We start from the raw sequence: 24,740 nt of genomic DNA on the forward strand, positions 1-24,740 counted from the left end.
TATACATACTGTTTGTTTATTTACATTCAGTTCGTATGTATATATGATTTATACATACGCTATGTATGTATTATCTTGAACACTTGCAAAAATGGCAAGGTCAAATATAAGGAAAACAATGATAAGCACCTATCAAACGCTATTTAGTTATAAAGGCACAACCTCTTTTACCCTAGCGGGCATGGTGGCACGATTGCCATTACCCATGATGGGGATTGGGATCATTATGATGATTTCACAACTCACTGATAGCTATGCCTTAGCGGGAATAATTTCTGCTAGTTTTGTTTTTACTTATGCGTTGTTATCACCCCAAATATCACGTTTGGTTGATACCTATGGGCAATATCGAATATTACCGTTATTCACATTAATCAGCGTTATTGGAATAGGAGGGATGTTACTGACGACATGGCTGCAATGGCATATCAGTTTATTCTTTATTTTTGCGGTACTGATTGGTTTTATGCCCTGTATTTCAGCCATGGTTAGAGCACGATGGACCGCTATTTATAAAGAAGATAGTCGTTTACAAACAGCGTATTCATTAGAAAGTGTATTTGATGAAGTGACCTTTATTTTAGGGCCTCCAATTTCCGTCACATTAAGTGTTGCTTTTTTCCCCCAAGCAGGCTTATTAATCTCGGCTATTTTTCTAATTATTGGTGTATTTTTCTTTGTTTTGCAGCGTGATACAGAGCCTGAAATAACGCCATTATCATCTGAATTAACATGCCATAAAACGCAGTCTGTGATCCGTTTTTCTCTTGTAAAAGTCTTAACTTTTATCATGATTTTTATGGGCGTCATTGTTGGCACTATTGATATTTTCAGCGTCGCTTTTGCTCATATTCAAGGAATGCCTGCAGGGGCTAGCCTTGTATTATCAGCTTATGCAGTCGGTTCTTGTTTTGCGGGCTTATTTTACGGTACGTTAAAATTATCAACACCATTACATCGTTTACTTTTCTTAGGTGGTATCGCAACTTTTATTACCATGTTACCGCTTATTTTTGTGGACTCTATTTATAGTTTAAGTTTAGTCGTGTTAATTTCAGGTATTTTCTTTGCTCCTATGATAATAGTGACGATGTCACTTATTGAGAAAATAGTGCCTGCAAATCAACTTACTGAAGGAATGACATGGTTACTTGCAGGGCTTAATGTTGGCACTGCAATTGGCGCAACATTAACAGGGCAAGTTGTGGATTATTTTGGTGTACAACTGGGTGTATGGATAGCAATAGGGGCAAGTGCATTAGTGTTGTTAACGGCATTTTTAGGTTTTCAACATATTAATGATAAAAGCAGTAAGAACAGCAAAAGTTATGCGTAACGAATAATAATTAAAGCCTAAGAATATCAGCAAAATGAACGCAGATATTCTTAGGCTTTTTTAAGTTCATCGACTACGATTTAACAGCATTAAGCAAAGGAAATAGCTACCGCCTAACATGGCAACTAACGTTCCAGCCGCAATTTGTGCGGGATAAATCCATATTTGACCAAGCCAATCCGCCCAAACCATTAAGGTTCCCCCAATTAATCCTGAAAGAATTAATTGTGATTTGATCTTTTGAGCACCGATTAATACGGCCATATGGGGCGCTACCAAACCAATAAAGGCAATCGGGCCAATCGTTGAAGTCACTAAAGCACATAAAAGCGAAACAATAATCAATAAAATAATACTTGCATGCTCAGTATGTAATCCACGAGCTGAAGCAAAACTTCGACCAATTGATATTAACGCTAGCCATCGTGTTAATAAAAAGGCACACCCGACAATCAGTGTGATAGCAAAAGCAAAATAAAGGGCCTGTTCACTGCTAACACGATAAGTCGAACCCGATAACCACAGTAATACCTTGTAGCTACTTAATGAACCCTTAGCTAAGAAAAACTGAATAAAGGCTTCTAAACTCGCGGTTAATGCGATACCGGTTAATATTAAGCTTGCGGGTGCATATTGGTGTCGTTTACCTAAAACTAATAAGATAACCATAACAAAACTACTGCCTAACAACGCTATTCCCCATTGTGAGGTTTGTAGGGTGCTCCCCAAAATTAAGCTAGAAAAAACCAATGCAAAGGTGGCCCCTGATGAAACCCCTAAAATATCGGGACTGGCTAATGGGTTATAAATTAAACGTTGTAAAATAACACCAGCAATCGCCAATGCAATCCCAGCAAATAGTGCGGTTAATAAACGAGGGTAGCGCAATGCCCATTGATAAACAGAAGGTGTCTCCCATAACCATTGGCGTTCATTAATATGGATAAACAGAGTAAGCATTAACCCAAGTAGTAATAATGCAGATATTCCTATCACTGTATACTTTGATACAACTTTAGTCCGAGAATGAATAGAAATAGAAAGTTGATCTTGAGCACGCATTTTCTTGCGGCTAAACCAAATTAATGCAGGTGCTCCAATGGCTGCCGCAGTAACACCACTGGGTATAACTGTATCAAGCCACTGACCTATCCATATCGCTAAGCTATCGGTGATCAGCAATAAGCATATGCCCATTAAACCGCTGGCAATCAACTCTTGCCGAGCAGTTCTTGCGCCTAATGTTCTAACAATATTAGGCGCAAGTAATCCGATAAAACTAATAACGCCAACAACGGTAATAGAAACAGAAACTAACCAAGTACTTAATAGAATAAAAAAAGCAAATGCAGGTAAAACAGACAATCCTCGAGCAGTCGCGCCTTCATGTCCTAAACGCAGTAGTGTAAGAATACGAGGTGCAAACATAAAAATAAGGAAAACAGGGGCAGTGCGAGGTAACAACCAAAGAAATTTATCCCAGCCATCTTGGGCTAAATCACCCGCACCCCACATAAAAATATTTTGGGCGAATTGAGAATGTAATGTCACTAATGCCGTTGCAATAGCACCTAATAAAATATTGACCACCATACCGGAAACAACAAGAGGTAAGCCGGTCATATTGCGAATTCCGGCGATAATAATAACAAGAGAAAAGGCCAATAAAGCGCCCATTGTCGCCGCTAATGCGCTGTGATCAGCAACCCAGTCAGTAAACCAGATATTCACAATAACCAAAGCTAACCAAGCACCGGATGACGTCCCTAACGTTAAGGGGGATGTCAGGTTATTTTGCGTTAATTGCTGCATTAAACTGCCAACAACACCAAATAGTCCACCAATAAGTAGCGTCATGGCTAAACGTGGCAATTGTGCATGAATAAAAAAAACATCAGCAAATAGGGTATTAGTGTCTAAATGTCCCAATAAATACCATTGACGAGATAATGAAAGAGAATTATCAATTTGTAAGTTGGTCATGCTTAATAAGATGATTACCAAAAAATAGAAAGTGAATTGCTTAATTTTCATTATTCGGCGCCATATCTAATAAACTTTCTGTAATCGCCTCAGCCATTAACGTTAATGATGTTACTCCACCATAATTCCAAACAGGTTTCATTGAATGAAAATGTCCATTCTGCACAAATGGCATAGCTTGCCATAACACCGATTTTTTCAGTTTAGCTTCATCAGGAAAAGGCAACATATAAAGAACATAACCTTGTGTAATCTGCTGTAACACCTTCATTCTTCTCTGATCAATTCCCCAAGGTTGTGGAGGTAATGATATTGCTGATTTTAATCCTAATTTATTTACCACATAGTCAGTTGTTGAGTTTTCAGTATATAAAAAGACGGACGTTAAGGTAGAAAAACGGATCACTTCCACTTCAGGTAACGTTATAAATGCCTGCTGTAATTTAGCCTTTAATTGTATAAATGTAGCCTCCATTTCAGTCAATTTTTGTTGTGCAATTGCTTGTTTTCCAAAAAGAGAGGCTAGGGTATTAAAATGGGCTAAAGCAACCTGCGCTGCATTATCTTGACGAGAAAAATTAGGTAGGTACACCACTGGCGCAATGGTTTTTAATACGGGCAATAAGTCTTGTTGTGAACGAGATGCCAGAATAAGATCAGGCTTTAGAGATGCTATTTTTTCTAAATTAGGCTCTGCCCGCATACCAATTTCTTCAATAGAATTAGGCGCAACAGGGTAAGCTACCCATTGGTTATAACCTGTAATTTCAGTAGCACCGATCGGAATAACTTCAAGTGTTAAGATTTGTTCCAGTAAATCCCAATCTAAAACAATAACGCGTTGTGGCGTTTTAGCTGGTATTTGATTGTTATTTTCTATCGCCTTAACGACGGGGCTGATGAATAAAATAGCCAAACAAAAGGGCAGTAACTTAGCTATTTTTTGTAATATTACACGCATACCACTGCCACCTTATGTTGTTGTGAACCTTTATTATCAGGGTGCTCAATCAGTTTAATGGGTGTTTCATAAAGTGCAGAAAGTCGCTCATCATCAAAAAGTAGTGAAGCTTCACCTTCAAATGCAATTTTCCCTTTTTTAAGCGCGATAATATGAGTGGCATAACGCAAGGCAAGGTTGAGATCATGCAAAATAACAATAATACCAACATGTTGAGTTTGGTTTAGCTCACTTAAGAGCGCCATTAGTTGATATTGATGATGTATATCTAAAGCGGAAGTCGGTTCATCTAAAATTAAAATGGGGGATTGTTGAGCCAGTAACATTGCAACCCAAGCACGTTGACGTTCACCACCAGATAAATCATCAGCGAGTGTGTCTGCAAAAGGCAGAACTCCCGCTTTTTCCATTGCTGTTGTGATTATTTCATCATCTTTTTTATTCCAGCGGCCTAGTGTTCCACGCCAAGGGAAACGGCCTAAACGCACTAATTCTCTTACTGTTAATCCTGCAGAAGCAGGTAGTTTTTGAGGAAGAAAAGCAATCTGTTTAGCCAGTTCACGAGGTTTATAGTGTGAGACAGTGCGGTTATTTAATGTCAGAGTTCCACGATCAGGCGCTTGCTGACCAGATAACAAACTCACTAAGGTCGATTTACCTGATCCATTATGGCCAAGCATAATAGTTAATCCAGAATCTGAAATACGCAGTGAAGGAATTGATAAAATAGTACGTCCACCGCGATCCATTTGAATATTTGAGAGTTCAAACATGGTCACTCATTTATAAAATAATATTCTGCCTTTTATTGCATGATGAACAACAAGAGGCAGAATAAGAAAGAAGGTTACCAGCGATATTTAGCGTTCAATAACACAGAACGAGATTGCCCGTAATAGCAATAATAATCACAACCTGATAGATACTCTTTATCAAGAATATTGTTGATATTTAACTGTAATTGCCACTGTTTATTGAGATTATAGGTTGTCGCCATATCCCATAATGTTGCACTGGGTACAGTTAAATCACTGCTTTTAGGATTATCTTTTGATTGACCTAAATAACGAACACCCGTTCCTAAGGTTAATGCTTGCGTGCCTGTAATTGGAATAGTGTAGCTACCCCATGCAGAGGCAGTATGTTTAGGAATTAAACCTGCTTGTTGTTTACCTTTATTGCCCGTGTCATCCGTCTGCATATCGGTATAGGTGTAGTTGGCTTTTAGCGCTAAACGTTCGGTCAGTTGCATTTCACTGCTGACTTCAACCCCTCTTGAAGTGACTTTGCCCGTTTGAGTAGATACAAATGTTGTAGGGTTTGCAACAAGTGCATTTTTCTGTGTGATATCAAACCAAGCAATATTAACGTAGCCATCTATAAAATCAGGCGTATATTTCACACCTGCTTCAATTTGGTCACCTTTTAATGGCTTATACAAATCTTTAGTTGCAGGATCGATAGTGCTCATCACCTCAAAGGACTCGGAATAACTTACATAAGGAGATAGACCATTATCTGCTAAATACATTAATCCGGCATTCAGGCTAAATTCGCTATCTGTACGTGATTTATCCTCATTTTTTGATTGCGCTTTATTCTCTGTTTTTACCCAATCTTGACGTACACCCGCTACGGCAATCCAGCGACTATCAAATTTAGTTTGATATTGTGAATAAAGGCTATATTGAGTTTTATCAATGGTACGATTGATATTATCAGCGGGATTAAGAGGCGTATAATTACCATAAACAGGGTTCCACGGATTAATGGTGCTGAAACTGTAATTATCTTGCTCATCCCCTTTTGTTTGGTGATATTGCAACTCGGCACCCGCTAATACTGTGTGTTCGAAATTATCCGTATCCCATTCACCGACAACGTTATTATCAAACGAGATACTTTGGCTTTTACCATCACGGAAAACAACCCCCCGCTTCAGTTCTGTTGCTGCAATATCTGAATTAGGAAATGCATAGACACTGCGCAATAACAGATCGTTATAACCATAGTTTAAACGTTGAGAAAAACGCCAAACATCATTGATGTTACTTTCTAATAAATAACCCGCTGAAATTTGGGTACGTTTATATTTATCGTAACCTGGCTCACCTAAATTGGTAGAAGGCTTAATTTTGCCAAAAGGAGATGAAATTAATGTACCTGCAGCAGGGAAGAACGGATTAGTTGGCGTACCATCATCATGCAAGTAGGTTGCCATAAAGGTCAGCGAAGTATCGTCAGTCACATTCACCGCAACACTTGGCGCAAGATAAATACGCTCATTATCTGTGTGAGATAATTCGCCATCTGATTTTTTCATTAATCCAACAAGCCGATAACGCACACGTTTATCGTCAGTGGCACTTGAAACATCAAAACCTAATCCACGTTGGTCATTATTTCCAACTTCAAGAAATACTTCATTTTGAGGCGTAAAGCTAGGTTTCTTTTGTACAACGTTAACGGCACCACCGGGTGTTGATTCACCAAATAATACGGCAGAAGCCCCTTTAACCACTTCAATTTGTTCAAAACCATAAGGCTCAAGTAGCCACGTATAATAACCATCACGAAATAGACGACTGTTATCTAAATATGTTGCCGCTTCAAAACCACGCACACGAAGCCAGTCAGTATCGTTATCAGCACCAAAAGGTTGCGAGACAACACCTGAGGTATACCGTAAGGCTTCATCGAGTTTTTGAGGCGCATGCGTTTCGAGATCTTTTTGGGAAATGACAGAAACAGATTTAGGTGTTTCTTGCAAACTGGTATTTACTTTCAGGGCTTGAGCACTGACAACAAGTTTCTCAACTTGTTCTGTTTTTGCCGTTTCTTCGGCAAACACCGATGTAGTCAAAACAAAAGGAAGGGTGGCAGAACAGAGTAATGCCACAGGTTTCAATTTAAATGCATAAAGATTAATCACAATATTTCACCGAATAATAATCATTACTATTATCACTATTATTCATATAATCGATACTAAGGTAAATTAATTTATGCAAAAACGTCTGTAAATAATAATTATTTGGATGAATTAACTGGTTAAGTCTATCCAAGCAAGGCGACCACCGACAGACGTGCTACGATGATGCTGATGATGACTTAAACACAATGTCCGCATTCCTGCCACGTGTTGTGAATACCATGCGCCACCTCGCATTAAAGCGCGCTCACCATAGTTTCGTAAATACACTTGATTATTATCGTGTTGATTTATTGCTGGATATAATCCTAATGCTTTAAATAACATTGGTACCTGACTATTTTCGTCAACCGTTATTGCATTAAAATCACCATCCATTAACCCTGCAGGATAACCATTATCTGTTGGTGTACCGTTATAATGTTTTATTGAGGTTGATAAAATAGGTGTCCCCGCATTGCCATCATTATTTGCTGTAGGAGCATCGTACTTTGCACTCTTAGCATGATTAATCGGTAATAATTTACCTGTTGCCAACGCGATAGCGTGCCATTGTTCTGTGATGGAGGGGTCACCGCAAAATACTGCATCGTTATCTTTAATAATCTGGATTTCGCCGGCATTTAATTGCATGCCACTTTGCCATTCCCAAAGGTTGCCACATAAATCGCTAATACCAAATTCACTATTATCATGATACCAATTTTCCCATTGTGGTCCCGTTATTGTCGTCGGATCGCCTGTAGTAAAATCAGTATCACCCGCTTCTTTACCATCAACACGATCAACACATTGCTCAGGATGAAGAAAACTGCGCCCATAGTCCGTATTACCATCTTCAATCATATTGTGATGACGGCACCACAACATAAGCGCCGCCCATTCCGCATTCGTGCTTAAGTGAAATCCGTTTCCGGTGTGCTGTGCATATTGCTGAAAACTCGATAAATCTAATAACGTGGCTGGTTTCTGATTAGGTAAACTCAATAATTCACTTTGATGTAATGAGGCAGGATAGCAAGCATAGAAAAAAGCGTCTTTTATACTATTTTTCACAATAAAAGCAGGGTGAAGCATATCACCAAGATCATCGGATACCTCATTTAATCGAAAACGAGGAACAACATACATATAGTTAGGCTGACCTTTTGCGGAATATAAAATAGTTCTTTTTCCTGCTGATTGTGCCTCAACTTTTCTCCGTAATGGATCCGGCGAATAAATATCAAACATGATTATTCCTTATCTTGATCAAGCAAAGTAACCCAATAGCCCGTTTCCCATTTCACTGGTAAAAATTGAGTATGGTATTGATGAAAAATAGCGTCTACATCGAGGTGAGAAAAACGGTCTGGGTGTAACCATTTTGCCATTTGTAAAATAGCGATAAAACCGAAAGGACTGTCATAAAAAGAGTGCCAAATGGCATACACTTGTTTATTTTTAACAGCATCTAATGTTTTGTAAGCAAGGCGTTGCATTAAAATAGCAAGTTGCTGTTTAGCTTCAGTTAAATTTGCACCTGGCCCTAAGTTAATCCATTCACCCGAAGGGTTATAACCACTCCAATCAGCACCGGTTAAAAAAATTTTATCTGGCTCAGAGTAAATAACGGTTTCCTGATTTAAAAGGCCATAAGTACTTTTTATATATTCAGACCCTATGTTTTTCCCCCCCGCATTCTCTAGCATTTGTCCCATGCTGCCATTGCCATAAGAGAGGCAACATTCAGGTGTAAAACCCGCAGCGCGTTCAAATAACACATTAGGGCGTTTAAACAATTTTTGACCTAATTGCTGAGAAACGTAAGTGAGTTGTTTTTCTCGAAATTGGTTCATTGCTTGGCTTTGTGGAATATTACCTAGCAAATTTCCCATTATGGATGTACTGATAGGTGTGTTATTAAGCGGATCAATACTTAAATCAAACACCACAACAGGAATAGTGGCTTTTGTTAATAAGTCCAGCACACCATTAACGCTGATTGCACGATAAGTTCCAACGGCAACAATAATGACATCTGGTTTTAATGCGATAAGCTTTTCACTATTAAAGTGACCACTCGACATAGCGGTAAATTCAGGCAATGCTAATAATTGAGGAAAGGCACGAGTGTATTGGTGATATAAACTTAAGTCAGCAGTACGAAATGCAGAAGGCATGGCAATAAGGCGCTCATAAAGAGCACCTTGATCTAAAGAAGCATAAAGCAAAAATAAGCCACTATCTGCAATATAGATACGCGTTAATTCCTGAGGTAATGCAATTTCTCTTCCCAGAATATCAACGATTTCTCTCTGTTTTGGTTTTACATAAACAGTTTTTGCATAAACAGGAAAGGGGCTTGCTAATAGTAACGAGAATGCACTGGCACCTTTTAGTAATGAACGTCGATAGTTATCCATGCTCATTTCCTAAAAATAGTAGTTCAGTACACCAAGCACAACACGATCAGTTCCCACACTGCAATACGTTGAACTGGTACAACTCGCAACATAGGATTTATTTGTGATATTACTGACAGTTAATCCTAACTCTAATCCCTGTAATTCACGGTTGATTGACGATAATTGGTAGCGGAAACTCATATCGCCTAACCATACTGCGGGCACTTTAAAGGTATTGGTGTTATCGCCATGTGTTGAACCTAAATAGCGCACACCCGCACCTAATAATGCGCCATCCAAATAGGGCTGGTGAAAACGATAATCTATCCATGCAGAACCTGTATGAGTAGGTATTTGAACAGGGTGTTTATTTAACGTTGTTGGATCACTAGTCGAGGTCACAATATTATGAAGATAGGCATAATTGAGCATCATATTTACTTGTCGCGTTAACGCTAATTTGCTTTCAACTTCAAGCCCACGAGAACGAATTTCACCTGATTGCTGATAATAATCGGGATTTCTCGGATTATGAGTTGTGACATTTTCTTGCGTTAATTGATAAACCGCTACACTGACCAGTTGAGTTGATTCAGGATTTTGATACTTGATACCCGCTTCATATTGTTTTGATTTCATGGGAATAAAGGCTTTTCCATCTGCATCAGTACCTAACACTGGATCAAAACTATCTGATGTACTTATCCACGGTGAAAAACCATTGTGAAATTGATAACTCAGACCAACACGATGGCTCCACGCAGTATTATGACTTGAGTTTGTCACACCTGAAATTTGATTATGTGTATCTAAATCGGTGGAATCATAACGGCCACTCAGTAGTAAATTCCATTGCTGCCAACGTAGATGATCTTGTAAATAATATCCATAGCGATCAAATTGTTGTTTTGTGGAAGTACGCGAAACAGGGTAAGGCTCAAAATCAGGCTTGTGATGAGACGCCCAAGGATCAAAATTAACCGTTTGAGACCCCCACCAATCTTTTGTCATATAGCCATGCTGGTAATCAAAACCTGCCATGACGGTATGCCCAATGTCCCACGTCTCTAGCTTTCCAATCAACTGTGTATCTGTTACCCATGTTTCTGATTTGCTCGGTGCTTCTTGGTAAACTGCGGTTAACAAACGATCACCAGGTAAAAATCCGCGGGTATAGTCACGGCTAATTTCAGTATCAACCTTCATAAAACGGGTGTTTTGTTTAAATTGCCACTGAGGAGTCAGTTCATATTCAAACAATGACGTTAATGATTGCTGTTTACGATGCGAATTATCATGGCTTTGATTATTATAATTTCGATTCGGATCAACCTTACCATTAGGATTTGGCAATAAGCCTAAAGCCTGAGCAGGTAACGTATTGTAATAACCCAGACGAGGTTCTTTTTGATATTGCCCTAACACGGTCCAACTTAATGCGTCATTAGGTTTCCATGTTACTGCTGGCGAAATCAGAAAACGCGTTTGACGAGAAGAGGGAATTTGCGATTCTTGTTCAAGCGCTAATCCAGAAACGCGGTATAACCATGTTTCATCCTCATTGATAGCTGATGTAGTATCAAATTTGATCCCATGATTTTTATTATTACCCGCTTGTAACTGTACTTGATGCTGAGCTTGTGCAGAAGGACGTCGTGATGTCATGTTAATCACACCGCCTGCGCCCCCTTGACCATATAAAGCAGATGCAGGGCCATGCACGACTTCTAAATTCTCTAAACTCCAACTATCAACTTGGGGCGCCCAAATACCGCTATTTCCTAACATCCTTAGGCCATCTAAATAGTAGTCAGCATCAAAACCACGCATTTTGGAATAATCAATACCACTGCCAAATGCACCAAATTTTTCGCTCACCACACCTGAGCTATAACGTAATGCCTGACTAATAGATTCTGCTGGTAAATTATCTAATTGAGCACGATTAACAACTGAAACCATTTGTGGTGCTTCTAATAAAGTGGCATCACTTTTGGTGGCTGTTGTCTGTTTTTTTGCGATATATCCATAAGGCTGAGCATCAGTTTGAGAATGTGGATCTGACGTCACAACAATCTTCTCAATATTTTCTGCTGCAAAAGCAGGGGAAGCAATACTTAGAGAAATTAAGCTAGGTAAAACAAGAGAATAGCCACATATCCAATAATTTTTTAATTGCTTATTTGGATAATGTTTTGTCTGAGGTAATAGCAACATAATGATCCCAAAAATAAAAACAAACCATGATTGACTCGTGGTCGGTAACATACACCAATGACCGACTCTCAGTCAATAAAAATGATAATCATTTTTATTTGTATTGCCGTAAAATTTGAATGAAGTCATGAGTAAAATAAAACAGGGGGAGAGTGATGAAAGGATCTCTTATTTAGCAGATATTGTGCTCTTTTTAAATAAAATATGACAATAATTATTTTATTAATCAATACAATAAAAAAGGCCTGATAAAGAGTTATCAAGCCTGTGTTTGCTTATTACTTTAATTCTGCTGTGAAATTAAAGCGTAACACCTTTTTTCGCAAGGAACTCATCATAAGTTCCTTGGATATTAGTCACTTTTTCAGGTGTAATTTCAATAATACGGTTTGCTAATGAGCTAACGAATTCACGGTCATGAGAAACAAAAACCAAGGTACCTTGATAAAGTTCTAATGCCATATTCAGTGATTCAATCGATTCCATATCTAAGTGGTTAGTTGGCTCATCCATAATCAAAATATTTGGTTTTTGCATCATTAGCTTACCAAATAACATTCTGCCTTTTTCACCGCCTGATAATACTTGGACTGATTTTTTCAGATCATCTTGAGAAAACAGTAAACGACCTAAAATACTGCGTACTGATTGCTCGTCATCACCGGGTTTCATCCATAAGCTCATCCAATCAAATACCGTCATATCTACTTCAAAATCACCCGCGTGATCTTGTGCATAATAGCCAATATTTGCGTTTTCAGACCATTTTAAACGACCTGAATCTGGTGTTAACTCACCTACAAGTGTTTTAATCAGTGTTGATTTACCTACACCGTTATTACCTAAAATGGCTACTTTTTCGCCTACTTCAAGCATGAGATTGACATCTTTAAATAGAGGAGTATTGCCCTCATAGCCTTTAGCGATATTTTCTACTTCAAGTGCATTTCGGAATAATTTTTTCTCTTGATCAAAACGAATAAATGGGTTTTGACGGCTTGACGCTTTAATCTCTGTTAATTGAATTTTTTCAATTTGTTTTGCACGAGAAGTTGCCTGACGAGATTTTGAAGCATTCGCGCTGAAACGGCTAACGAAAGATTGTAATTCGTTAATCTGTGCTTTTTTCTTCGCATTATCCGCAAATAAGCGTTCACGGGCTTGAGTCGCCGCAAACATATATTCATCGTAGTTACCCGGATGAACGGCTAATGCGCCATAATCCAGGTCAGCCATGTGCGTACAGACCATATTCAGGAAGTGACGGTCATGGGAAATAATAATCATAGTACTGTTACGTTCATTTAGCGTTTGTTCAAGCCAACGAATGGTATCAATATCCAAGTTATTCGTAGGTTCATCCAGTAACAAAATATCAGGATCAGCGAACAGCGCTTGTGCCAATAGCACACGTAATTTCCAACCGGGTGCGACTTCACTCATAGGGCCATTATGTTGTTCTAATGGAATACCTACGTTTAATAATAATTCGCCAGCGCGTGATTCAACGGTATAACCGTCCATCTCGCCAAATTTCACTTCAAGATCGGCAACACGTAAACCGTCTTCTTCACTCATTTCTGGCAAGTTATAAATGCGCTCACGCTCTTGCTTAACTTCCCAAAGTTCGGTGTGACCCATAATCACTGTATCAAGCACAGTAAATTCTTCATAAGCAAATTGGTCTTGCTTTAGCTTACCAAGGCGTTCATTAGGATCGAGAAATACGTTACCGCTACTTGGCACTAAATCGCCACCAAGAATTTTCATAAAGGTTGATTTACCGCTGCCGTTAGCACCGATTAAACCATAGCGGTTTCCGCCACCAAATTTGACAGAAATGTTTTCAAACAGTGGCTTTGAGCCAAACTGCATAGTGATATTATTGCTGATTAACAAGACGAATACTCATTATTAGTGAATGACAAAAGGTAATGGGGCCGCATTATGCCACAAGTTACCCCCATTAAGACAGTAAAGTGACGAATGTCTGTTAAGGAATTTTTGCGGTAAGAGAAAAACAGCTCATATTGTAAGTGATTGTCTATAACTAAAGTAGCAAAAAAAGAGATAACGTAAATACGCTATCTCTTAAGGGTGATCTTAACTTGAAGCGCAATAGGTTTACCCATTACACCACTACTTTGAAGGCACCAAACCCGGTTCAACCACCGCATAAACTTGGTCATCGAGAAGATCTGCTTCGAGAAGTTGGGTGACTAAACGTGCCACATCTCGGCGATTCACTAAACCGTGGATCTCTTCATATTGGTAAAGTTGAGCATTGCCTGTTTCTTCACCATGAAGTAATCCACCTGGTCTTACTATTGCATAATCAAAACGACTGGTTTGTAACCACACTTCCGCTAATGATTTTTCTCTCACAGCTTGACCAAATGCTGCTTTAGCTCTGTCAGATAATGCAATCCAACTATCGCCACACCCTAAAGATGAAACCATTAGCATACGTTGAAGGCCCATTTTCTCCGCAGTATCAATAACGGTTCGATGAGCAAGATAATCATTTTCACCGCCCATCGTTGAAATGATGTCAGCGTCTTTACCTGCTAGTGCTAAAACAGCTTCAACAGCTTTGGCATCAATCGCATCACCGATTACTGTTTTAATGCCTTTCGCTTCTAAACGTTCAGCGGCTTCTTGATTGCGCACTAAAGCCACAATAGGGCGTTGTTGTGCTACACCAATGTCAGCAATATGTGCGCCAACACCTTTACCACCCGCACCAAAAATAATCCAAGTTTTCACGTACGATTATTCCTCATTTAATTGTTGTGCTAATTGACGGAAAGCGGATAGTTGCTCAGGTAATAATTGACGATGTTCATCTCGACCTAGGAAAATTTTAAACATGGCAACGCCTTGTTGATTAAAAAATATAATAGAGGCGGTATCCATTCCCATAAATTTGCGCTCGATCATCGCAATAGATTGGCAATTTTCGGCTTTAATGTGACCGGTCATTCCTTTTTTACCGCGTAGATTGAAATAGCCATGACGATGAAACCCACTTGGTAATTCACCACTAAACTCTAAAATAACATCTTGAGTATGCACTAGCGTGGTGACATTACCCCATTTCATCACACTATCCCACAGAGTATCGAATTTCTCGCCACTCATTAATGTACGTGATGGCAAATGTCTCACAACCTCTAACAACGTTGTCGTAAATTGTGTCGCAATAGCTTCCAGTGTTCCATCAGGCTCAGTCATTAAAAATTGTTGTAACTCTGTATTCATGATGTTGTTTCCATCTTCTAATTAATATTGAGGGTAATAAAATTAACGAGGTGTATTTAACTGCAAAATGAGTTGTTGTAAGGATGTCAGTAAATTGCTTGCCCAAAATCGACCTTCATTGGTGAGCTTCATACAAAGAAAATCATCTTCAACCAGACCCGCTTGATACCATTGATTTAATAAAGGGGAGAGCAGGGTTGCTTGAGGACTTAATTTTGATAAATCAACACGTCCACATTCGATACCGGCTTGCAATTCATGACGCCAACGAAAACCGCTGTCCGTTGTACGGCTCATCATCATTAACGGTTTTTGGTTATCTGTGATTTTTTGATAATAATGGTCAAGTGATCGCTCGATCATCCATGAATAGCCATTGACTGAGCCACCCGCTCCCGAGCCAAACGCAAGGCAATCCGCCCCTTGTTTAATAAGTAAATTGTAGAGATTGCGCTCACGAGTTGTTCTAGCCCAATGACTATTACTGATCTGACGCCAACCTACGTTATCCATAAAATCACAGCCTTGAAGATAAAGTGCACGTCTTTCTATCGGAGAGGGTACTGTCACACGTTGGTTTTCGACTGCTTTTCCTAGCGGTGTATTTGGCAATAGATTTAATGCATAGAGATCGACACCATCTAAGCCGATATCATGAGCAATAGTGAGATCTTCTTGCCAATTCACAGCATTTTGCCCAGGTAAGCCAAATAATAAATCGCACACCACCGCAGCTCTATCACGTAAACAAAGCCCTTTCATAAACTTGGCGGCTTCTTCACCTGTAGAGGTTCTTGCCATTCGTTTACGAATTTTACTATTAAAGGTTTGAATACCAATAGAAAAACGGTTTGCACCTGCATCTAAACACGCATCAATACGATTATCATCAAAATTTAATACTCGACCTTCAATCGTGATTTCACAATCTGGTGCTAGAGGAAGTGATTGACGTAAATGACGGATTACACGATAGAGATCTTTTGCTGATAATGCAGAAGGCGTACCACCTCCAAAATAAACTGCATGAATAGGTGCTGATTGATAAAGCAAACTATCTGATTCAGCCGAGATCTCACGTAGTAATGCGTCGGTATAGCGCGCACAAGCTTCTTCGTAATAATTATTTTGATAAAACCCACAAAATGTACAGTGTGTTGCACAAAAAGGAATATGAATATATAACAATCGCTTACAGGCGGGTGTTTTACTCTCTAATAAGGCTTGCCATGTCGATTGTTGCTCTTCTTTCGCGATAGGTACAGAACCTCGCCAAGGCATGGTGGCGTGTCTATCTCGAAAAGGACTATCACCTTCAAGAGCGAAATGCGGCGTAAGATCGATTTCGACTGAAGATGGCATAATATGTGTTACGACTGACTCTTTCATTATTAAATCATTCCTACTTATTATTCGGTCTTATTATCTTTTACAGGATCAACGGGATAAAATTGTTGATGCAATAACTCTACAGCATCGACAATACGTGGCCCCATTCCCAAAATAAGGGATTGATCGATTTCAATAATGCGTTGATTTTTCCATGCTTGAGTCATTGACACGCCTGGAACAGAAGCGAGTCCTTCTGAAGCCCTGACTCCACCTGTTTGGTCTTTCTGGCTTTGTGTGGTAATAACAATTAACTCAGGATCAGCGGCAATAATGGCTTCTGCGCTATAGATACGATAATTTTCGTGCGTTGCAATATTTTCACCCCCCGCTAACTGAATAATGGCATCAGCGACACTGGTTTTTCCTGCAACTTGAGGAATTCCACCGCCAGGTGAAAGGAAAAATATCACTTTCACTTTTTGCTTAATTTGATTATTTTTAGCCATAATTGTGGCTAAACGCGATTGTAATGAATTAATTAATGCATCTGCTTGTGCTTGTTTATCCAATGAAATCGCTAATGTACGAATATTTTGTAGCATTAATTCAAATGTGGCGGGTGTTCTTGGTAAAGAAATCACCTTCACGTTATGTTGTGCGAGTTGACGCAATACCATTTTCGGCTCTGCGTCATCCCAAGTCACAAACGTAGAAGGGCGCAAAGACAAAATACCTTCAACACTTAACTGCTTCCAATACCCAATATGAGGCAAGTCCTGAGTTTGTTCGGGGTAAGACGTGGTTTCATCAACACCAACAACCTTATCGCCTGCATCCATGGCATAAATCAATTCTGTAATAGAACCACCCGCAATAACCCAACGTTCATTAATTTTGTTATCTTTTGCCATTAAATTAAAAGGCAGCAATAACAAACTGAGAGTAACTAATATTTTTTTCATTGTTAAAACGCCCATGTTAGACCCACTGCAGCATTAATACCTGCAGCAGGAATAGATTCATGAGCCGTTTGATAACGCTTATTTAAAATATTATTTAAATCAAAGTTGATGCGGTATTGATCGTTATGACCAAACTCACTACTTAATGAAAGGTTAACCGTTGTCCAACCCGCATAATGTTGTTTATTTTCTGGGTTACTCTTATCTTTCGCTTGCGTTGCCGATCTTAAATATAAATCTGATATTAAATTCATATTATTAAGCAGTAACACATGTTTAGCACCTACTCGCGTGGTCAATGTCGGTTCGCCCGTATCCCATGTTTTTAGTGTTGGGCTAATAAATTGACGACGTATAATATTGGCAGAAACATAAGGTGTCATTGACCAGCCTTGATATTGAGCCATCACTTCCATACCATACGTTTTCGCGCGGTCGATATTGTCATAATAGAAGTAATCTGCTCGGCCTGTTTTGCTATTTCCTTCGCAAATACGTTCTCCAGCACAAGCAGTTGATGTGATGTAATCTTTTGCTTCAGAATAATAAATAGCACTATCGATATACCAATTATTACCTTTATAACGGGCACCTAGCTCTACGTTATTAGAGTGTTCAGCCTCAAGATCATGGTTACCGTACGTGACCGCACCGCCCGCCGTTGTGTTCATAAATTGCTGAACTAACGTAGGAAACACGTAACCTTGTGCAAATGCAAGACGTAATTCAGTATCCTTAAATCCTGAATAACGCAGATTAGATGACACAATAAAAGCGTTATCTCTGACAGGATCAGAGCCTAATGTCTTATAACTTGTTCCTGTTTTGTTATGGTGAACAGTCTCATCACCATCTTGTAATTCTGATTTCAACCAATACTGTCTAGCGCCTATTGTCCATGACCAATCTTCTGCCATTTTCCAATCGTTTTGGGCAAAAACAGACACATTAGTTTGTTTGCTACGGTTATGTAACAGCGATTGTTTTTCATAATTAACGGCTGGTGGGAAACCCGTTGTACTGTTTGAAGATGTTTGGCCAACAGAGGTTTGTTTTACTTTATCTTGTTGATATTGTGCGCCTAAAATTAGTTCATTATTTGCAGGTAACGTAAAGTTTGCCTGCATAGTCATTCCATAAGTATTCTGTGTATCCTCCGACTGTGTTCGGTTTTTAACCGTTAAATTACCAATCATTGGGCTGCCTGTTGGCGTAACGACACCAACGCGGTTTTCAAATTTTCGTTCAATTCGCTGTGTATAAGCATCTATATGAAGTTTTTTAAAATAATCAGCATCAATATCATAATCATAAAATAGGCCAATTTTTTCACGCTCAAGCTTAGGCACTTTAACGCTAAACTCTTGATATTTTCCTTCATCAGCATAATAAGATTGCGTCGATAAATCATAGCGATCAAGTGAAAGCCCAAATTTATGTTTATCAACCCGATAGCCTAACCATGCGCCTTGGCCGTTATTTCTAAAGTGTGTATTAGCTAAACGTCCATCAGGGGTATCACGATCACCGTGATCGGCATAACTCCCATTAAAACGGTATTCAAAATCGCCTATTGTGCCTGACATTAACACTGACTCACGCCATCCCATTGTTGCGGAGTCATAAACAACTTTAACATTGCCACCGAAGAGCTTATCGCCACCTTTTTGGGTAATTAAATTCACCACACCGCCCATCGCTTGCGAGCCATAAAGAACTGAATAGGGGCCTTTGACAACTTCAATACGCTCTAATGCCGACTCATCGATTAAAATACCCGCACCAAAGTTTTGACCACCACGTTGATAGGTGACTTCTTGCCCATCAACTAACAACAGCACTCGTGATGAGGCTTCACCACGGATACGAATTTGTTTACGACCAGCAAGGCTATTATCGGTAACTTCAACACCAGGGATATCACGCAATTGATCCGCGATAGAAGATGCGGTTGATTGGGTTAATGATTCTTTATCAATAACTTGAATAGTAGTAGGGCTATTCCATAAAGAAGCAGCACTGCGTGTTGTCGTTACAACCAGTGTTTCCTCTTTAGGTGATACTGTATCAGCAATAGCATATTGAGAGAGTGAGAGCGTTAAAGCAGACAACACAAAGTAAGATTTAAATTGAATACACATAAGTGCGAATCCTAATGAGATCAATAATTATTATCATTCGCTTTATAATTTAACTTTTGGCATTCGTCAACCTGAAAAATAGCAAATAGAATACACCTTTGATCTAGATCAAGGTAAAAATGTGATTTCATGCAGACTAGGTGCTTAAATAAACAAAAATGGCACAAAAAGAAGGGTTTTTAAGCAAATAAAGAAAAGAGGTAAGTAAAAACACGATGTTTCTATTCTTACCTTCATTATCAATGAGCGTTAAAATAAATTACAGAGAATAAAATGCGATTAGAATACTATTCTAAAGAATTAAGAAAAACTTTAAGCAATTGATTTAAGGCCTGCTGTTCTTGTTGTGATAAACCTGCAACTAAACGCTTTTGATTATCGACGTGGGCTTCAATAACTTGATTAATTAACGTCAGGCCTTCCGGTGTTAACGAGACTAAAAAGCTACGTCCATCGTCTGGATTAACTTTACGAACAACCCAGCCTGCTTTTTCTAATTGATCAATACGATTTGTCATCGTGCCCGATGTCACCATCAGTGTTGATAACATTTCACCAGGGGAAAGGGTATACGGCTTTCCTGCGCGTCGTAATGTTGCTAACACATCAAAGCTTGGTGCATTTAAACCAAATTGAGTGAAAACTTTCTCCATTTCACGGGAAAGATGCACCGTAATATTCCCTAATCGGCCAATTAATCCCATCGGGCTAATATCAAGATCAGGGCGCTCACGTTGCCATTGTTTGGTAATTCTATCAATTCTGTCCATGCATTTATCATGTCAATTATTTATCTTGACGTCAAGGTATTATCAATTTATCTTGACCTCAAGATAAATCAGGATAGCAAATAATTTGAGTAATTTTATGAATAGATACACAACGCTTTTATTAACTGCATTAGCACCTATTGTTTGGGGTAGCACCTACATTGTGACAACGGAAATGTTGCCTGCCAACGTACCAATGACATTGGCAGCTTTACGTGCATTACCCGCAGGTATTCTATTATTAATCATTATGAGACAACTACCACAAGGGATATGGTGGTTACGCGTTATAATTTTGGGTATTTTAAATTTCTCACTATTTTGGTGGTTATTATTTATTTCAGCTTATCGTTTACCCGGTGGCGTTGCGGCAACAGTGGGGGCGGTTCAACCCTTAATTGTATTATTTTTATCTCATTGGTTATTACAAACACGTTTATCGTGGTTGTCTATTTCAGCCGCATTAGGCGGTATTTTGGGCGTGGCAATACTGATACTCACGCCTAATGCGACACTTGATCCTATCGGAATAATTGCAGGATTAGGCGGTGCTTTATCCATGGCGGCGGGTACTGTGTTAAGTCGTCGTTGGCAACCGCCGGTTACTCCTTTAACGTTTACCGCCTGGCAATTAACCGCTGGTGGTGCGGTATTATTACCCTTTGCGCTTTTGTTTGAACCCGCACTACCTTCATTAACAGGCATTAACCTTTTAGGTTTGACTTATTTAACCTTAATTGGTGGGGCATTAACGTATGTTTTTTGGTTTAGAGGGCTTGCATTATTAGGGCCAAGCGCTGTGGCGTCATTAGGTTTTTTAAGTCCACTCAGTGCTGTTATTTTAGGTTGGGCATTATTAGGGCAACAATTAACTGGCTTACAGATTATCGGTATGCTCATAATATTAGTGAGTATTTGGGGTAATCAACAATCAGAAAAACGGGAAAGAGCAAAGCTTCAATCACTTAGTTAGCATTATTGTGTTATTTTAACGTGCAATATTTAATACAGAATAACCAAGAGAGAGTTGTTATGCCTATATGGGTTGATGCTGATGCATGTCCAAAAGTAATTAAAGAAGTGTTATATCGAGCAGCAGACAGAGAAAAAGTGATTATTACTTTTGTTGCTAATCAACGATTAAGCATACCAGCATCACCTTTTTTGCGAACATTACAAGTCTCTGCTGGATTTGATGTCGCGGATAACGAAATTGTCCGTCGTACTCATAAAGATGATTTAGTTATTACAGCGGATATTCCATTAGCGGCAGAAGTCATTGAAAAGGGAGCCGTTGCTCTAAATCCGCGAGGTGAACGTTATACTGAAGCGACTATTCGTGAACGTTTAAATATACGTGATTTTATGGATACGATGAGAGCCAGCGGTATTCAAACGGGTGGCCCTGCAAGTCTAAATCAACGCGACCGTCAGCTTTTTGCTAATGAGTTAGACAAGTGGTTATTAGAGCAAAAAAGACGCGCTTAATTTCACAGGCTATCATCTCTTTAAGTAAATAAATAAAAAACGGGCATTTAATCATTGCCCGTTTTCCTTTTTAGGACAAACGCTAAGTTATTTCTTTTTTATAATGACATTAAACATAACGTTTTTTGCCTAGAATACTTGGCTTCTTTCCTTTAAAAACATGAGGGCCATCCATTGTTAATTTAAGCTCATTACCCACACGGGTTAACCAAGGCGTTGCTTCACTGCCTGCTCTTGATGTAACACCGGAAGGTTTTAACGTAATACTGTCTTGATCAATTTCAATAATACCAATGACATAGGTATAAATCATATTATTGAAAAAGCCTTTCTTATACTCACAAGAACATTCAACCACTTGATTGCCATACTCCATACGCATTGTCGGTTTTAATGACGCAACCGAAACACAACCATTATTAATAGCAGAATAAACACTGCAAACTAAAGCGACTTTCCCCCCCATTAATTGGGAAATAGCAGGGTTGATTTCAACGGTTTCACAACCGGGTTGATCTTGGCTAACACTGACCACATCCCCCGTATGGAAGACAAAAGGATCTGCATTAAAAGCGCCACTTTTATCTGGAGCTTGAATAATCGACATCTGACCATTCGGTCTTAGAATACCTATCCGAAGATCTAAATCATCGTTATCTTTGCCATCACCATTATCTATCCACGTTGCACTCACTAAAATGCGCTTAGGTGCATCACTTCCTTTCAATAAAGAAACACGGTGACTGCTTTCTGGTTTCGTCAGTTTCACCACACTTTTTTGTATATTAACAGGTGGCGCAGGTACGATAACGGGAGCGGGCTCTTCGACGTCAATACCATAAAGATTACATAATCCTGCAAGCCCTGATGCAAAACCTTGCCAAACAGAACGAACTTTATTTTGCCCGTTTCGAATATACAACTCTAAAACAATGATACCCGTTTCTTGTGAAAATGAGCTTGGCACCAATTCAATAACGTCATTATTTATCAACACTTGCGCTTTTAATTGTTGAACAACCGAAAAACCGCCAGCGCTACCATCTTGCGTCAAGGTAATGGCTATCTTGGTAATATTGGCAGGTAAACGAGATAAATCGAAATCAATACTATGAATAACCGATGAACTTTGAGTTACAGGTGCAATAAATGACGCGGCACCAGAGGCATGATGAGGAGCATTAAAGAAAACCATATCATCATCATTAACGACGTTGCCTGACTCTGTGACTAAAAAAGCAGTCAGATTAATATCAAGGTTATTGCCTGCTACATGAGAGACGTTAACTTGTCCTTTATTTTCACTTAGTGATGTATTTTCACCGGGTTGTAACATTTTGCTCATTAAACCACTCCTTGATTGATAAGACCAACTGCAAGAAATTTATGCGTTAAATGTAATAATAACTACAATTAATTATTTATTCGGTGATCTCATTCACTTTCATTTGATATCAAAAGCCAATGAATTTATTTATAATCTTAGGGAAATTTTCCCTTCAAGACGAGAGGTAATGATGTCATTTTCTAAATCTGTGCTTGCTTTGGCTGTAATGGCGGTTTCTTTTTCTGGTTATGCAGCAAAACAGGCTGATTTGATGATAGTTGACGGCACTGTTCTCACTATGGATCAGCAAAATAAAATTATTGAACAGGGCACAGTTGTCGTAAAAGAAAATAAAATTATTGCCGTAGGTGGGCCGGAACTGTCTAAAGAATATCAAGCTAATAAAGTATTAGACGTTGATGGTGATATTGTTATGCCGGGCCTGATTAATACACATACTCACGGCTCAATGACGGTATTTCGTTCATTAGCTGATGATGTTCCAGATAGACTTCACCGCTATATTTTCCCGCTCGAAAATAAGATGGTTTCTCGCGAAATGGTTAGAGTTGGCGCTAATCTTGCCAATATCGAAATGGTAAAGGGGGGCGTAACGACTTATGTTGATATGTATTATTTTGAAGATGAAGTCGCTAAAACGGTTGATAAAATGGGTAACCGTGCAGTATTAGGAGAATCTGTTATTAATTTCCCTGTTGCCGATGCGAAAACACCAGAAGAAGGTATTCAATATGCGGTAAGCTTTATTAAAGAATATAAAGATCATCCTCGCATTATTCCTGCTTTTGCGCCTCATGCGCCTTACACAAATACTACTGAAAACCTTCAGAAAATTGCTAAATTATCCATAGAACTAGATGTGCCTGTCATGATCCACTTAGCTGAAACGGATCGTGAACAAGAAGAAATTGCAAAACGCACGGGGGGTAAAAGCCCTGTTCAATATATGGCAGATATCGGAGCATTAAATAACAAAGTTATCGCTGCACATGCCATTATGGTCGATGAAAAAGACATAGATTTATTAAAGAAATATGATGTAGGTGTTGCTCATAATATCAGTGCCAATACCAAATCAGCAAAAGGGGTTGCTCCCGTTGTTGCTATGCTAGAAAAAGGTGTTCGAGTCGGTTTGGGTACAGATGGCCCAATGTCGAGTAATACACTAACGACGATGAATGAGCTAAATCTTGTTGGCAAAATTCATAAGCTAGAGAATAAAGATCGTGCGGCAATGCCACCGTTAACGGTTGTTGAGTTAGCAACAATGGGCTCTGCAAAAGTCTTGCATATGGAAGATAAACTGGGTTCGTTAGAATCAGGAAAGCTTGCTGATATCATCGTAGTTGATACAAAATCACCCAATATGGTGCCTATGTACAGCCCTTATGCAGCATTAGTTTATGGTGCAAATGGCAGTAATGTTCGCCACACCATTGTCGATGGTAAAATCTTAATGGAAGATCGCCAATTATTAACGGTCGATGAAAAAGCGATTATTAAAGAAGCTCAAGATTTCTCTGATAAAGTACGTAAAACCGTAATCGATAGCGGTGAAGTTGTTAAATAAAAATTGATAACAATATCTTTATCCTAGGCAGTTTATTTTTAAACTGCCTATT

At 39.0% G+C, this 24,740-nt stretch carries 19 protein-coding genes; 4 read left to right on the forward strand and 15 right to left on the reverse strand.

From position 1 onward, the window contains the following. The first annotated feature begins 118 nt into the window (after positions 1 to 118). Entirely contained in the window at positions 119 to 1,336 is a 1,218-nt protein-coding gene (locus tag INT39_RS01080) for an MFS transporter (RefSeq protein ID WP_193015357.1), read from the forward strand. Between the two features lie 66 nt (positions 1,337 to 1,402). Here the strand turns inward: INT39_RS01080 and fhuB are convergent, their stop codons facing one another. From fhuB to INT39_RS01150, 14 genes are all read right to left on the reverse strand, one after another. After that, complete coding sequence (gene fhuB / locus INT39_RS01085) at positions 1,403 to 3,370, reverse strand: Fe(3+)-hydroxamate ABC transporter permease FhuB (RefSeq protein ID WP_193015358.1); 1,968 nt, start codon at positions 3,368 to 3,370, stop codon at positions 1,403 to 1,405. Beyond that, entirely contained in the window at positions 3,360 to 4,280 is a 921-nt protein-coding gene (locus INT39_RS01090) for an iron-siderophore ABC transporter substrate-binding protein (protein ID WP_193015359.1), read from the reverse strand. The genes fhuB and INT39_RS01090 overlap by 11 nt, the downstream gene beginning before the upstream one ends. Beyond that, the gene (locus INT39_RS01095; RefSeq protein WP_193015360.1) at positions 4,271 to 5,053 is read right to left on the reverse strand and encodes an ABC transporter ATP-binding protein; all 783 of its coding nucleotides are present in this window, start codon (positions 5,051 to 5,053) and stop codon (positions 4,271 to 4,273) included. The genes INT39_RS01090 and INT39_RS01095 overlap by 10 nt, the downstream gene beginning before the upstream one ends. A gap of 74 nt (positions 5,054 to 5,127) precedes the next feature. Further along, a complete protein-coding gene (locus tag INT39_RS01100; protein WP_193015361.1) occupies positions 5,128 to 7,212 on the reverse strand; it encodes a TonB-dependent siderophore receptor in 2,085 nt (694 codons plus the stop codon). 111 nt (positions 7,213 to 7,323) lie between these two features. Beyond that, positions 7,324 to 8,445, reverse strand: coding sequence for an SUMF1/EgtB/PvdO family nonheme iron enzyme (locus tag INT39_RS01105; RefSeq protein WP_193015362.1), 1,122 nt, complete (start codon positions 8,443 to 8,445; stop codon positions 7,324 to 7,326). A 2-nt stretch (positions 8,446 to 8,447) separates the two neighbouring features. Beyond that, positions 8,448 to 9,617 carry an ABC transporter substrate-binding protein gene (locus tag INT39_RS01110; RefSeq protein WP_193015363.1) on the reverse strand — a complete coding sequence of 390 codons (1,170 nt, stop codon included), beginning with the start codon at positions 9,615 to 9,617 and terminating at the stop codon, positions 8,448 to 8,450. A gap of 9 nt (positions 9,618 to 9,626) precedes the next feature. Next, positions 9,627 to 11,867: a TonB-dependent siderophore receptor gene (locus INT39_RS01115; protein ID WP_193015364.1), complete on the reverse strand. Its 2,241-nt coding sequence runs from the start codon at positions 11,865 to 11,867 to the stop codon at positions 9,627 to 9,629. A gap of 249 nt (positions 11,868 to 12,116) precedes the next feature. Next, entirely contained in the window at positions 12,117 to 13,715 is a 1,599-nt protein-coding gene (locus INT39_RS01120) for an ABC-F family ATPase (RefSeq protein WP_193015365.1), read from the reverse strand. A gap of 240 nt (positions 13,716 to 13,955) precedes the next feature. Then, complete coding sequence (locus INT39_RS01125) at positions 13,956 to 14,582, reverse strand: NAD(P)H-binding protein (RefSeq protein ID WP_193015366.1); 627 nt, start codon at positions 14,580 to 14,582, stop codon at positions 13,956 to 13,958. Between the two features lie 6 nt (positions 14,583 to 14,588). Further along, positions 14,589 to 15,077, reverse strand: a complete 489-nt coding sequence (gene hutX, locus INT39_RS01130; protein ID WP_226894007.1) for a heme utilization cystosolic carrier protein HutX — start codon at positions 15,075 to 15,077, stop codon at positions 14,589 to 14,591. 42 nt (positions 15,078 to 15,119) lie between these two features. After that, a complete protein-coding gene (gene hutW / locus INT39_RS01135; protein ID WP_226944458.1) occupies positions 15,120 to 16,466 on the reverse strand; it encodes a heme anaerobic degradation radical SAM methyltransferase ChuW/HutW in 1,347 nt (448 codons plus the stop codon). A 20-nt stretch (positions 16,467 to 16,486) separates the two neighbouring features. After that, the gene (locus INT39_RS01140) at positions 16,487 to 17,371 is read right to left on the reverse strand and encodes a heme/hemin ABC transporter substrate-binding protein (protein ID WP_226894008.1); all 885 of its coding nucleotides are present in this window, start codon (positions 17,369 to 17,371) and stop codon (positions 16,487 to 16,489) included. Positions 17,372 to 17,373: 2 nt separating this feature from the next. Continuing rightward, positions 17,374 to 19,512 carry a TonB-dependent receptor plug domain-containing protein gene (locus tag INT39_RS01145; RefSeq protein ID WP_193015368.1) on the reverse strand — a complete coding sequence of 713 codons (2,139 nt, stop codon included), beginning with the start codon at positions 19,510 to 19,512 and terminating at the stop codon, positions 17,374 to 17,376. Between the two features lie 287 nt (positions 19,513 to 19,799). Beyond that, positions 19,800 to 20,282: a MarR family winged helix-turn-helix transcriptional regulator gene (locus tag INT39_RS01150; RefSeq protein ID WP_193015369.1), complete on the reverse strand. Its 483-nt coding sequence runs from the start codon at positions 20,280 to 20,282 to the stop codon at positions 19,800 to 19,802. Between the two features lie 97 nt (positions 20,283 to 20,379). On the opposite strand from INT39_RS01150, the gene INT39_RS01155 reads away from it, so the two are divergent. Next, positions 20,380 to 21,255 (forward strand): EamA family transporter, encoded by an 876-nt coding sequence (locus INT39_RS01155; protein ID WP_193015370.1) that lies wholly within the window; start codon positions 20,380 to 20,382, stop codon positions 21,253 to 21,255. A gap of 59 nt (positions 21,256 to 21,314) precedes the next feature. After that, entirely contained in the window at positions 21,315 to 21,770 is a 456-nt protein-coding gene (locus INT39_RS01160; protein ID WP_193015371.1) for a YaiI/YqxD family protein, read from the forward strand. 109 nt (positions 21,771 to 21,879) lie between these two features. Here INT39_RS01160 and INT39_RS01165 read toward each other — a convergent pair whose 3' ends face one another. Beyond that, positions 21,880 to 23,115 (reverse strand): TerD family protein, encoded by a 1,236-nt coding sequence (locus INT39_RS01165; protein ID WP_193015372.1) that lies wholly within the window; start codon positions 23,113 to 23,115, stop codon positions 21,880 to 21,882. A gap of 172 nt (positions 23,116 to 23,287) precedes the next feature. Between INT39_RS01165 and INT39_RS01170 the strand changes: the two genes are divergently transcribed. Beyond that, positions 23,288 to 24,688, forward strand: a complete 1,401-nt coding sequence (locus INT39_RS01170; protein ID WP_193015373.1) for an amidohydrolase — start codon at positions 23,288 to 23,290, stop codon at positions 24,686 to 24,688. Positions 24,689 to 24,740 lie beyond the last annotated feature (52 nt).

The organism is Pseudomonas sp. FME51, assembly GCF_014897305.1.

Bases quoted from the DNA above. Each gene is read 5' to 3' on its own strand.
- INT39_RS01080 (WP_193015357.1), top strand. From the start codon at position 119: ATGATAAGCACCTATCAAACGCTATTTAGTTATAAAGGCACAACCTCT.
- fhuB (WP_193015358.1), bottom strand. From the start codon at position 3,370: ATGAAAATTAAGCAATTCACTTTCTATTTTTTGGTAATCATCTTATTA.
- INT39_RS01090 (WP_193015359.1), bottom strand. From the start codon at position 4,280: ATGCGTGTAATATTACAAAAAATAGCTAAGTTACTGCCCTTTTGTTTG.
- INT39_RS01095 (WP_193015360.1), bottom strand. From the start codon at position 5,053: ATGTTTGAACTCTCAAATATTCAAATGGATCGCGGTGGACGTACTATT.
- INT39_RS01105 (WP_193015362.1), bottom strand. From the start codon at position 8,445: ATGTTTGATATTTATTCGCCGGATCCATTACGGAGAAAAGTTGAGGCA.
- INT39_RS01110 (WP_193015363.1), bottom strand. From the start codon at position 9,617: ATGGATAACTATCGACGTTCATTACTAAAAGGTGCCAGTGCATTCTCG.
- INT39_RS01115 (WP_193015364.1), bottom strand. From the start codon at position 11,867: ATGTTACCGACCACGAGTCAATCATGGTTTGTTTTTATTTTTGGGATC.
- hutX (WP_226894007.1), bottom strand. From the start codon at position 15,077: ATGAATACAGAGTTACAACAATTTTTAATGACTGAGCCTGATGGAACA.
- hutW (WP_226944458.1), bottom strand. From the start codon at position 16,466: ATGAAAGAGTCAGTCGTAACACATATTATGCCATCTTCAGTCGAAATC.
- INT39_RS01140 (WP_226894008.1), bottom strand. From the start codon at position 17,371: ATGAAAAAAATATTAGTTACTCTCAGTTTGTTATTGCTGCCTTTTAAT.
- INT39_RS01145 (WP_193015368.1), bottom strand. From the start codon at position 19,512: ATGTGTATTCAATTTAAATCTTACTTTGTGTTGTCTGCTTTAACGCTC.
- INT39_RS01150 (WP_193015369.1), bottom strand. From the start codon at position 20,282: ATGGACAGAATTGATAGAATTACCAAACAATGGCAACGTGAGCGCCCT.
- INT39_RS01155 (WP_193015370.1), top strand. From the start codon at position 20,380: ATGAATAGATACACAACGCTTTTATTAACTGCATTAGCACCTATTGTT.
- INT39_RS01160 (WP_193015371.1), top strand. From the start codon at position 21,315: ATGCCTATATGGGTTGATGCTGATGCATGTCCAAAAGTAATTAAAGAA.
- INT39_RS01165 (WP_193015372.1), bottom strand. From the start codon at position 23,115: ATGAGCAAAATGTTACAACCCGGTGAAAATACATCACTAAGTGAAAAT.
- INT39_RS01170 (WP_193015373.1), top strand. From the start codon at position 23,288: ATGTCATTTTCTAAATCTGTGCTTGCTTTGGCTGTAATGGCGGTTTCT.